Source organism: Flavobacterium sp. CFBP9031, from assembly GCF_034044945.1.
In the GTDB taxonomy this organism is placed as follows: Bacteria; Bacteroidota; Bacteroidia; order Flavobacteriales; family Flavobacteriaceae; genus Flavobacterium.
The window spans coordinates 77550-89044 of record NZ_JAXCWF010000003.1; the positions used below are offsets into that span (position 1 = coordinate 77550).

The window sequence follows — 11495 nt, forward strand, 5'->3', positions numbered from 1 at the left end:
AAAAAATCCTGTTCAATTCGAACAGGATTTTTTTTTAAAGATGCTAAGTTTCTAAGTTTTTTAAGCTTTAGAAAAACTTAGTATCTTAGAACCTTTGCATCTTAGCAACTTTTTTATGGATTCTTCTTCTTAAACAATCCATTCAGCAAATCATTGGCTTTTTTAGTTACTTCCTGAGTTTTTTGCTCTTTCTCAGTTTTAGCAGCTTGAGTTGTGTCTTTCGCTTTAGTATTTTTATTGATTAAATCTGTAAGTGCGGTAGTTCCTTTTTGAGTCAGTTTTTCTTTTTGCTGATTAACCAATTGTGTAGTCAAATTGCTTACAGCAGCTTTCATATCTGTACTGATCTTAGGATTTGAAAAGTTACCCGTCAAAGCGGCATTAATTGGAATGTTTTCCAATTTTGCAGCATCAGCAGGAGATAATTTTGCAATTAAATTATTGGCTTCAGTTCCTAAATATTTAGCAGGAACATCAAATTTAATTGTATAATTCATGGTTTGGTCAAAACCGTGAGTTCCGCCAACTGTCGCTTTAATGTCTTGATATTTAATATCGAATGGTTTTACATTTACTTTTCCGTTGTCAAAAGTTAATGCCATTTTCAAATCATTTAGATTTAGTTTGTTCAAATCTAAAAACTTAACATTTGAAGTAAGTGAATTTAAAACAGTTGAATTTTGGGCATTTACCGTAGTCGATAATAATTGGCCTAATAAATCTCCTGAAATTGATTTAAGATCTGGAGTCAATTCTTTTGCATCCAAATTACCATTCAATTTGATAGTCGAATTTAATTTTCCGTTGATGATTCCCGCAATTGGAGCGATTTTTTTCATCATGTCCAACTGTGTAAAAGTCTGTGCAATATCAACTTGATTGAATCCTAAGTTCATATCAAACGTAGGTACTTTTTCTTTTGTAGAAACGGCTCCGTTAAGACCAATTGATCCGCCGAAGATATTTGTTTTAAAGTTTTGAAGAGTTGCTTTCTCGTCTTTAATAATTAATGTTCCAGCAACATCCTGAAGTTTTAAATTATCGTATAAAACGGTTGTCGCTTTAGCATTTAAAGTACAGTTTAAGAAAGCCGGAATCTTCATCGCTTCAGCTGGTTTCGCTTCTGTTTTTGCAGTTGCAGGTTCGCCAGAAGTCATAAAATCATCAACAGCCAATTGTTTTGAGCTCATGTTGAAATTTCCTCTTAGTTCTTGTTTTTTAAACATAAAACCATAGAAATTTTCTAAAACCCCGTTAATGCTAATATCACTTTTTCCAGTTGTAGCATCAAATTGTTTTAAGTTGATTTTGCTCGGATTAAATTCGACCAACGCTGTACTGATGTTCATTGCTTTATTGTTTTCATCAGTATATTTAAATCCTGACAAACTCATTGTACCCGCATTTTTTATGTTTTGATATTGGCTTTTCTCTACAGAAGCCATATCAAAATTTGTGGTTACATCAGCTTTTAAAATACCTGCCAAAGGCTTATCCATTTTAATTGGATAGGCTTTCGAAAGATTAGCTAAGTTGATAGTTCCTTTTAAAGCGGCATCAACAATTGGATTTACCGTTATGTTTTTGATATTTGCTTTAGCATTAAAAACATCTTGGTCAATTCTGAAAGATAACTGATCTAAATTAACGTAAGTATCATTTAAGATTCCAGTTTCGTTAATGATTTTCGTATCAATTACAATATTCTGAACCGATTTTGGAAGGTTTGGATATTGAAAAGAAGAGTTGTTTGATGCAATTTTGATATTAAATTTAGGAACTGTTGTATCTGTCAATTCACCTTTTGCAAAACCATTTACAGTAAAATCTCCAGTCGTTTTTACACCTTCTAAACTAGAGGCGTACGCCGAAGGAATTAAACCTAAGAAGTTTGTAAACGATGAAGTAGGCGTTTTGAATTTCAAATCGTAAATCTGAGCTTTTTCAGTCATTTGGATAAATCCGTCAAACTCTAAAGGCAATTGATTGATTAAAGCTTTATTTTCTTTGAAAGTATATTTGCTCTTCTCTAAATCAATTCCAAGAACGGCATCTAAAGTCAGTTTCACATTTTTCATGTAATTCATTTTATCCATGTCCAATGAAACTTTTGCAGTAGATTTTGTTGTCAAATCTAATTTTGAATTGGTAAAATCTCCAGTTCCTTCGTGGTTTAAACTGTCAATTACCATTTTAATTTTAGAACCTTGATCGATGTATCTAAAAGTAAAATTCTCAATCTTATAGTTTTGAATTTTAAGCGCAAGTGGTTTGCTTGCTTCATCTTTTTTATCTTCTTTTTTGTCTTTTAAGGCAATATCGAAGTTTCCGACACCATCTTTATTGAAAATAATGTTTATTAATCCGTTTGTAGAACTGATTCCCTGAATGCTTAAAGGTTCATCTTTTCCTTTGAAAAGTTCTTTAACGCTCATTTTTAAATTTAATTCTCCTAAAGAAACCAATGTGTCTCCTTCAAAAGGAGCTTTGTTGATGATAACTAATTTCTCGATTCCAACCGTTGCATTTGGAAAATTTTTAAATAAACTTAAATCGGCATCTGTAAAACTTACTTTGGCGTCAACACTTTCGTTAATTGCTTCGACGATTTTAGATTTGATTTGGTCTTTAAACAAAAACGGAATGGCAAATAAGGCAGCAACAAATACCACAATAACTATGGCACTTATTTTTAAAACTTTTTTTAGCATATATTAATAGATTTGAGGGTTAACATTTTAAAATCGACTCCTGCAAAAATAGTTTTTTTTACTACAGTTTGCAGATAAAGTTTTCTTAAAAAGTAAGAATTTTATTAAAATTGTTAAATAAAAAAAATCCGTTAAGAACTATTTTCAAAACGGATTTTTAAGTGAATTTATTTTATTATTTCTGAATAAATGAAACTATCTTTTCGACCAAGACTTCCGAAATAGGAAGTGTTTCATTGTTGTAGGTAGCCAAATTAGCTTCCTGATTGCCATCAACAATTTTCATGATATGATTCATTTTATCAATAATCTGAAAATCTGCATTTTTGTTGGCTTGTTTTAAATTCTCTGCATCTTTTACTGCAATTTGAATATCATTATTTCCTTGTACTAGTAAAACAGGAATAGTCAGTTTTTGTATTTCGGTCTGCGGATTGTATTTAAACCACGAAATCAAATAGGGTTGAATGCTTGGTCTGAAAAGAGAATTCAACATTGGATCAATTTTTTTAACCTGAAATCCGTTTTTTAAACTATCGATAATCGGAAAAGTCATATCGTTTAACTGTTTCATTGATTTGGCACCAATCTGTGTTTTCAGAATTTGATCTGCCGGTTCGCCCGCGCCCGCAATAGATACAAATTTGTCTGCTTTTGCACTGGCAACCATGCCAATTAAAGAGCCTTCACTATGACCAATTATGATTATTTTAGAAAAACGCTTGTCTTGTTTCAGGTAATTAATCCAGCTTTTGGCATCTTGAATATAATTTTCGAAAACTAGACTGCCTTCAGATCCGCCTGCTGCCTTACTTTCTCCTATAGCTCTTTTGTCATATCGCAAAGATGCAATCCCGTTTTTAGCCAAAGCTTCTGCCAGCATTTTTAACGAATTGTTTTTCATCATCGGATTATTCCCGTTTCTGTCTGTTGGGCCAGAGCCAGCAATGATTAAAGCAACCGGAAATTTTTTAGTCAAATCTGGCGTTGTCAGCGTACCGAAAATCTGGTCGTTGTTAATTTTTAATATAGCCGGAGTTTCCTTAAACGTGATTTCTTTTTTGTCTTGAGCATTTATGAAACTCCAAAACAAAACCGTTAAAAAAAGAATTACTTTATTCATCTTTTAATTGAATTAATAAATATTGATTCCGTAGGGCAATATCGCTTGCACTCCTTTTTGTTTTTGAAATTTCTTAACCTGTTCGATAAGGAGATAGTTTTCTTCGCCGATTTCTTCTTTTATGAAAGCTTCTTTCGATCTTGCAAAAGGAAGATTAGCTAACAAATCGTTTAACGTTTTTTCGTATTCAGGATAATTCTGAGTACTGTATTTTTTTACTTTAGCAATTTTAGCTGCTTCAGCAATCGCATCATTCAATCCGCCAATTTTATCCACCAAACCAATTTTTAAAGCTTCAGTTCCTGACCAAACTCGACCTTGCGCAATAGAATCCACTTGTGCAAAAGTCATTTTTCGGCCTTCGGCAACATGAGTTACAAAAGTGTTATATACTTTTTCGACTCCTTCTAACGTGAAAGCTTTGAATTTTTCATCTACAGGAACAAACGGACTGTAGTTTGCTGAGTTTTCATGCGTTTTAACTTGTTCAGAATTGATTCCTAATTTGTTTGCCAATGGACTAAAGTTTGGCAACATTCCGAAAACTCCAATAGATCCTGTTATGGTATTGTTTTCAGCAAAAATTTTATTGGCGTTACAAGCAATATAATAACCGCCAGAAGCTGCATAATTACCCATAGAAACCACAACTGGTTTAACTTTTTTAGTAATTTCAATTTCCCTCCAGATTAAATCAGAAGTTAGCGCACTTCCGCCTGGACTGTCAATTCTAAGGACAATTGCTTTAACATCATCATTTTTTCTAGCTTCTTGTAAAGAGCGGCGCATAGAACCTTCTCCAATTGTATTTACATCTCCTTCACCGCTTCCAATTTCGCCTTGAGCATAAATAATAGCAATCTGATCGCTTGAACTATCGGCTAAAGCTGTTGTTACATGATTTTGAGTGTAATCTGAGATTGAAATTTTGTTGTAATCTTCATCTTTATCTACTTTTAGAACTTTTCTAATGGCATCGTGATAAACATCTTCGTAAGCAATAATATCTACTAAATGATGCTGTTTTGCCATTTCTGGAGTTCTAGCCAAAAGACCATTTGCAATTTCGTTTAATTTTGGTAACGGAATATTTCTGCTTTTTGAAATATCTGCCGAAACGATACCCCAAATGGAGTTTAAAAGTGCAGTAATCTGCTCTCTGTTGGCATCGCTCATTTTATTGTCTAAGAAAGGTTCAACAGCACTTTTGTATTTTCCGTGACGAATTACCTCCATATGAATTCCAGATTTATCTTGAAAATCCTTGAAAAACATAACTTCAGAAGAAAGTCCTTTAAAATCTAAATCTCCAGCTGGATTTAGATAAATGGTATTGGCAACAGAGTTTAAGTAATATTCTTTTTGAGAATACGTATTGGCATAAGCCCAGACAAATTTTCCAGATTTTTTGAAGCTTTCTAAAGCATTTCTTAAATCTTTATATTGTGCAAGACCAAGAGACGATTCATCATTTAAGATCGAGATTCCTTTAATATTATCGTCTTTTTTTGCCGCTTCAATAGCGTTAATTACATCGGTTAAACCAATGCCTTTTTGTTCAGAAAAACGAGTTACCCATGGATCTTTATATTTTCCTGCGTAATCATTTTTAATTTCTTTTAAATTTAATTCAATAACCGAATTAGATTTAACAGAGACACTGTCGTCACCGCCAAAAACAACTCCGATAAAGATTACTCCAAAAAAGAAGAGCATAATAAAAACAAAAATACCAATAACTGTGGCAATTACATTTCCTAAAAACTTCATATGTATATTTTTTTAATAAGTAGCAAAAAAGGGCAAAATGTTACAAACTAGACATCTAAATTTAGGATTGTATTTGAGACGTCGTTTCACAAATATATTGGTTAATTCTAAAATAGTTTTAGTTAATTTGCATTAATTATGAAATTACAGCATCAAGTCGTTTTATCGATAGGCAGCAACCAAGGCAGCAGACTAGAAAACATTCAAAATTGTATTGATTTAATACATCAAAATGTGGGGACTGTTATCGAGGTTTCAAAACTTTACGAAACTCCTGCGTGGGGGTTTGAAAGTGATGCTTTTTATAATTGCGCACTTCTTTTGCACACCAATTCCTCTGCGCAAAAAGTATTAAATCAAATTTTAAAAGTCGAAAAAGAACTAGGGAGAATCCGTTTGAATCAAGAAGGGTATCAGTCTAGAATTATTGATGTTGATTTGATTGCTTTTGATAACGAAATAATCGATACCGAAAAACTTCAAGTCCCGCATCCGCTAATGCAGAACAGGAATTTTGTTTTACTTCCGATGCAGGATTTAAGGTTAAGTTGGAAACATCCGATTTTGCAAAAAACAATTCCCGAATTGATTGCCGTAACTCCAGATGATAGTGTTTGTACAGTTGTACAGAATCTGGAAAGTCCGATTGCACAAATTCCCCTAAATCAATTTAATTATGTTGCTTTTGAAGGGAATATTGGGGCAGGAAAAACTACTTTGGTGCATAAAATAGCCGAAGATTTTAACGGAAAAACTGTTTTAGAACGATTTGCAGATAATCCGTTTTTGCCCAAATTTTATAAAGATCAAAATAGATATGCGTTTCCTTTAGAAATGTCTTTTTTAGCAGATCGTTATCAGCAATTGGCCGATGATTTGGCGCAATTTGATTTGTTTAAAGATTTTATAGTTGCCGATTATCATATTTTTAAATCTTTGATTTTTGCGAAAATAACGCTTGCCGAAGATGAATATCGTTTGTATAGAAATCTGTTTGATATCATTTATAAAGAAATGCCAAAACCAGATTTGTATGTTTATCTATATCAGAATACAGAGCGACTTCTTCAAAACATAAAAAAACGCGGACGTATTTATGAGCAGAATATTGAAGCTTCGTATTTAGATAAAATCAACAACGGGTATTTGGAATACATAAAATCTCAAACCGATTTGAATGTTTTAATCATTGATGTTTCAGACCGAGATTTTGTAAAAAAACACGAAGATTATCTTTATATATTGAATGAAATTAAGAAGAAGCTTAATTAATTGAGATAATGTGTCAATTAGATAATTTTGTAGAGATGTTTTTTTTAAATTATCTAATTATCAAATTGACATATTCTCTCGTTAAAAACTATCTCTTCAAAGTAAAATGTCCTCTTAAAATAGGCATTGAATCATCTACTTTTAAAGCATACCAATAATCTGAAGCAGGAAGCGGAACTTGATTTAAAGTACCGTCCCAAGTCATTTTGAAGCGGCTTAATTGTGCTATTAATTTTCCGTAGCGGTCAAAAATAGTAACGACTGCCTGAGGATAATTTTCCATTCCGGTTACTTCCCAAACATCATTGTAAGTATCGTTGTTTGGTGTAAAAAATGGAGGAAAAACAAGCACTACAAATTGTTTGGTATTTTGCCCGCAGCCACTTTTTTCTCGTGCATACGCAGTTTGTAATCCGCCAGGGACATCGTAGAAAATGGTAGAATCTTGAAAATTGACACCATCTACAGAATATTCATAATAATCTTCTGCTTTTACAGGATAGATAATAGCTCTTGTTCCTTCAACATCAACTCGCGCAATTTGAGGAATTTTATGCTCTTCGACTGTAATTGTTTTTGTGCTTGTACAATTTTCAGGAGACGGACTTGTAACGGCTACTGTGTATGTTCCGCCAGCATTAACAGTGGTAGTTTGAGTTGTAGCTCCATTTGACCACAAATAACTCATTCCAGAAATTCCAGCATCTAATGTTATGGTTTTAAATTCGCACAATGGCAAAGTCTCATCAGTAACAGCTGGAGGTGTGTAAATCTCTATATTTATAGGAGTTCTAGTTGGGTTTATGCATCCACTATTTGATGCTTCGGCATAATAAGTGGTATTGGATGAAATTGTTGGAGTGGTAAAACTTGTTCCCACATAAAGACTTGTTCCTCCAGTTGCTGAAGTATACCAATTTATAGAACCAATATTTGAAGTTGCTTTAATAGTTAAAACCCCTGGGCCACAATTGGTATAGGTGTCTTGTTCTGCAATAGGAGTTGCGGGAGTTGTATTTACAGTTGCAGTTATCGATTTTCGGTTTAATTCGCAGCCTGCATCAACATAATAAGTGGTAGTTGTATGTATTGGTGGAGTATTGTAGGTAGATCCAGTTCCTAATAAATTTCCTCCTGTAGCGGCATCGTACCAGTTAATCGTACCGGCATTTGCTGTTGCAGTTAAAGTAAAGCTTCCTGAGTCGCAAACTGGACTCAGATTACTGGCTGGTGTTGCCACAGGAATAGTGATTTTGGTACTGGTTGCAATCTGTAAAGGAGTTTCTCCTGGCATTCCGCCATATTCTACTACATATCCTTTTGGCTGATAATCTCCAGAGGTATCTCCTGCATTTGATAAGTCGTTCCAAGAGCCTCGTATTCCTATACCGGGCTGTGTAATGTGTGCATAATCTTCATCGCCTTGTTGGTTGGGTTCATTCGTGTTCCAAAAAGCATAATTTGGCGTTGAACCATTTGCGTTTCCATTCCAAAAAATAGTTCCTGCTTCAGGACCAGTAACCCATTTCCAGACCCCTTCTGTTTCAGCATCGCTTCCTCCAATCCATCCGGTTCCAGAAGCTTGTTCGCCAATTAGTTTTGCTTCATCAGCAGATAATATGGTTGCTAAATAACCTTGAAGACCGTAATAAGTACGAGCTGCCGCTGCCTCTTTCGCAGCTGTCCAAGTTATCCCGATGCTTGGAACATATTCATAATAATGTTGTGTAGAGGGTAAATAATTTGCTTTACCCATTGTAATAGAAAATGTCTTGATTCCGGAAGCTGTTGCAGAAGAATTTGTAAAGGCAACATCTTTAATAGCAGCAACAAAATCGGAATATAAAACATCCGTTCCGGCAGTAGTACTTGATAATGTTAGTTTTCCTGCCACAGCATCCCAACTTGTGGTAATGTTAGAATGAGCTGTAGGATTTAAAAGTACAAGTTTATCAAAACCGCTAGAATATCCAGAAGAAATTTGAATGTAAATGGCTTCGGTTCCAGTTTCAGAAGGATCGTTTGTTATGGTTACGTCTGTTACAATTTTTATAGTTTCTTGAGGACAATATAATTGATCGCCAGTAGCTTTAATTACTGGCGGAGCCACAGCCGAAAATTTACTGCAATCGTTAGAATAAATAGCCGAATTGTCTTTGTAAGCAGCCCAATTGGCATTAGAATAATTTGCGTTGTCTACTTGAATGCAGTTAAGGTTTGGGTTGGAGACAAAACTTAAGTTATTAAGGAGAGTATTGTTCCCGTTTTTTAAATTTAAAGAAGTTAATGAATTACTATTGCAGACTAAGCTGGTTAACTCAGGATTTTTAGAAACATCTAAAGAAGTTAATAATGTGTTAGAACAATATAACTGTGTTAGTTTGGGGTTTTTAGAAGTATCAATATTGGGAATCTTTGTCGAACTAAAAGATAATGTTGCTAAATCGCTATTATTTGCAACATCTAGATTGGATATTGGATTACTACCAATGTATAAATGGATTAATCTTAAATGCTTTGTTACATCGATGCTAGTTAGTTGATTATTGCCAGCATCTATAATATATAATTGAAGATTTTTAGAAATGTCCAACGCACTTATTTTATTGCTATTTAAAGTTAAAGTTTTTAAAATCGGATTATTATTGACATCTAAACTTGTTAGCTGATTGCCATCGCAGGATATGCCTTGAATAATAGTATTTTGACTAACATCTAGAGTGGTTAATTTATTGAAAATGCAATTTAAATTATCAAGATTTATGTTTTTGCTGATATTAAGATTCGTTAATTGGTTGTAATTGCATGCTAAACCGATTAATGCTGTATTGTTTGATAAATCTATATCTGTTAATTTGTTTCTGTCGAAAGATAAATGTTTTAATGCTATGTTTTGGGTTACATCTAGATTTGTAAGATTGTTGCCGCCGCAATTAAAAATGGCTAAAAGGTTATTGTTAGATATGTTGATGCTATTTAATTTGTTTCCATTTAAATGTAGTTCAGTCAGATTGATGTTTTTTGATAAATCAAGACCGGTTAGATTGTTGAAGTTGCAGCTTAGAAGCTTTAGCTTTGTGTTTTTGGTGATATTTAAATAGCTGATTTTGTTATTCCTATCAGGATCATTATTAATTGCACCTAAGTCTAAATATTCCAGATTTGTGAAGTTTTCTATTCCGGTTAAATCTGAAATGTTTTTTCCTTGTAGGACTAATGTCTTTAGATTAATAATATTTGCAGTCAGAACTTGACCATCAATAGTGCCACTATCAATATTTAAATCGATTAAAGCTTGTTCGAAGTTAGAATCGGGAATTGAAGTATATTGTTGTGCAGATCCAATAAAACTGGACAGCAGTAAGATGAATAAAAAAGATGCTTTTAAGAAATAATTATTTTTCATTTTATAAAAGTATCAATTTTATAATAATAAAAAAATATATTTACATTTCTAACATTTTAATGCTTAAAAATATCATAAAATCACATTTTTTTTAGTAAAAACCGGATTGATTTTATTCTGGCCAGTTCATTTTTTGAAATAAATCCCAAACCACAATTCCGGCACTTACAGAAATATTAAGAGAGTGTTTGGTTCCAAGTTGAGGAATTTCAATACATCCGTCGCAGATTGCTACGGCTTCTTGCGAAACGCCATAAACTTCATTTCCAAAAACTAAAGCATATTTCTGGTCTTTTTCGATTTTAAAATCTTGAAGAAAAACAGAACTTTCAACCTGCTCAATTGCCATTGTAAGAACATTTTCTTTCTTTAAGTTTTCGATAACTTCCAAAACATTTTCATGATGTTCCCAAGCAACAGTTTCGGTTGCGCCAAGGGCAGTTTTATGGATTTCCTTATTTGGAGGAGTTGCAGTGATTCCGCATAAGATTATTTTTTCAATCAAAAACGCATCAGCAGTTCTAAAAACAGAGCCAATATTGTGTAGACTTCTAATATCGTCTAAAACTAATATTAAAGGTGTTTTCTCCGATTTTTTAAAATCTTCAATAGATTTACGGTCTAGTTCGCTGTTTTCGAGTTTTCTCATTGTTTTTGAATTGTAGTCATAAAAAAAGCTTCCAAAGATAAGGAAGCTTTTTGATTATTTTAAATGTTTTTCAGATTAGCTTTTTACTGGATCTGGTAAAACAGTACCTTTAATAGTAAGGATTTTTGTAGGTTGTCCTTCTGCGTTAGAAGTTACAGTTACAGTTTTTGTAAAAGCACCAACTCTATCAGTAGCATATTTTACACCAATAACACCTTTAGCTCCTGGAGCGATTGGTTCTTTTGGAGTAGTTGGAACAGTACATCCGCAAGATCCTGTAGTGTTAGTAATGATTAATGGCTTAGTTCCGTTGTTAACAAAAACGAATTCACGTTTTCCATCAGCATTGTGAGCGATAGTTCCGTAATCGATAGTTTCAGTTTCGAAAGCCATTCCAGCTCCTTCAACTTTAGCAACTTTAGCCGCTTTAGCTTTTTTAGTTGTTTGTGCATTAGTAGCTGTAATACCAGCAACAGCTAACATTGCGAATAAGATTATTTTTTTCATCTTTAAGGGTCTTTTTTAATGATAAACAAAGCTATATAAAATTCTTGTACTACGACC

Annotated in this window: 7 protein-coding genes; 1 reads left to right on the plus strand and 6 read right to left on the minus strand. The window is 33.3% G+C overall.

Features of this window, described 5'->3' with window-relative positions:
- Positions 1–113: 113 nt before the first annotated feature.
- From SOM12_RS06030 to sppA, 3 genes are all read right to left on the minus strand, one after another.
- The gene (locus SOM12_RS06030; protein WP_320492757.1) at positions 114–2711 is read right to left on the minus strand and encodes an AsmA-like C-terminal region-containing protein; all 2598 of its coding nucleotides are present in this window, start codon (positions 2709–2711) and stop codon (positions 114–116) included.
- A gap of 175 nt (positions 2712–2886) precedes the next feature.
- The gene (locus SOM12_RS06035; protein ID WP_320492758.1) at positions 2887–3834 is read right to left on the minus strand and encodes an alpha/beta hydrolase family protein; all 948 of its coding nucleotides are present in this window, start codon (positions 3832–3834) and stop codon (positions 2887–2889) included.
- Positions 3835–3846: 12 nt separating this feature from the next.
- The gene (gene sppA, locus SOM12_RS06040; RefSeq protein ID WP_320492759.1) at positions 3847–5604 is read right to left on the minus strand and encodes a signal peptide peptidase SppA; all 1758 of its coding nucleotides are present in this window, start codon (positions 5602–5604) and stop codon (positions 3847–3849) included.
- A 138-nt stretch (positions 5605–5742) separates the two neighbouring features.
- On the opposite strand from sppA, the gene folK reads away from it, so the two are divergent.
- Complete coding sequence (gene folK / locus SOM12_RS06045) at positions 5743–6876, plus strand: 2-amino-4-hydroxy-6-hydroxymethyldihydropteridine diphosphokinase (protein WP_320492760.1); 1134 nt, start codon at positions 5743–5745, stop codon at positions 6874–6876.
- An 88-nt stretch (positions 6877–6964) separates the two neighbouring features.
- Here folK and SOM12_RS06050 read toward each other — a convergent pair whose 3' ends face one another.
- The 3 genes from SOM12_RS06050 to SOM12_RS06060 all read right to left on the minus strand — a co-directional run bounded on the left by SOM12_RS06050 (position 6965) and on the right by SOM12_RS06060 (position 11438).
- Entirely contained in the window at positions 6965–10282 is a 3318-nt protein-coding gene (locus SOM12_RS06050) for a T9SS type B sorting domain-containing protein (RefSeq protein WP_320492761.1), read from the minus strand.
- Positions 10283–10394: 112 nt separating this feature from the next.
- The gene (locus SOM12_RS06055) at positions 10395–10931 is read right to left on the minus strand and encodes an RNA methyltransferase (RefSeq protein WP_095927852.1); all 537 of its coding nucleotides are present in this window, start codon (positions 10929–10931) and stop codon (positions 10395–10397) included.
- Positions 10932–11006: 75 nt separating this feature from the next.
- A complete protein-coding gene (locus SOM12_RS06060) occupies positions 11007–11438 on the minus strand; it encodes a DUF1573 domain-containing protein (RefSeq protein WP_095927851.1) in 432 nt (143 codons plus the stop codon).
- Positions 11439–11495: the final 57 nt, after the last annotated feature.

Bases quoted from the DNA above. Each gene is read 5' to 3' on its own strand.
- sppA (WP_320492759.1), bottom strand. From the start codon at position 5,604: ATGAAGTTTTTAGGAAATGTAATTGCCACAGTTATTGGTATTTTTGTT.
- SOM12_RS06050 (WP_320492761.1), bottom strand. From the start codon at position 10,282: ATGAAAAATAATTATTTCTTAAAAGCATCTTTTTTATTCATCTTACTG.
- SOM12_RS06035 (WP_320492758.1), bottom strand. From the start codon at position 3,834: ATGAATAAAGTAATTCTTTTTTTAACGGTTTTGTTTTGGAGTTTCATA.
- SOM12_RS06060 (WP_095927851.1), bottom strand. From the start codon at position 11,438: ATGAAAAAAATAATCTTATTCGCAATGTTAGCTGTTGCTGGTATTACA.
- SOM12_RS06055 (WP_095927852.1), bottom strand. From the start codon at position 10,931: ATGAGAAAACTCGAAAACAGCGAACTAGACCGTAAATCTATTGAAGAT.
- SOM12_RS06030 (WP_320492757.1), bottom strand. From the start codon at position 2,711: ATGCTAAAAAAAGTTTTAAAAATAAGTGCCATAGTTATTGTGGTATTT.
- folK (WP_320492760.1), top strand. From the start codon at position 5,743: ATGAAATTACAGCATCAAGTCGTTTTATCGATAGGCAGCAACCAAGGC.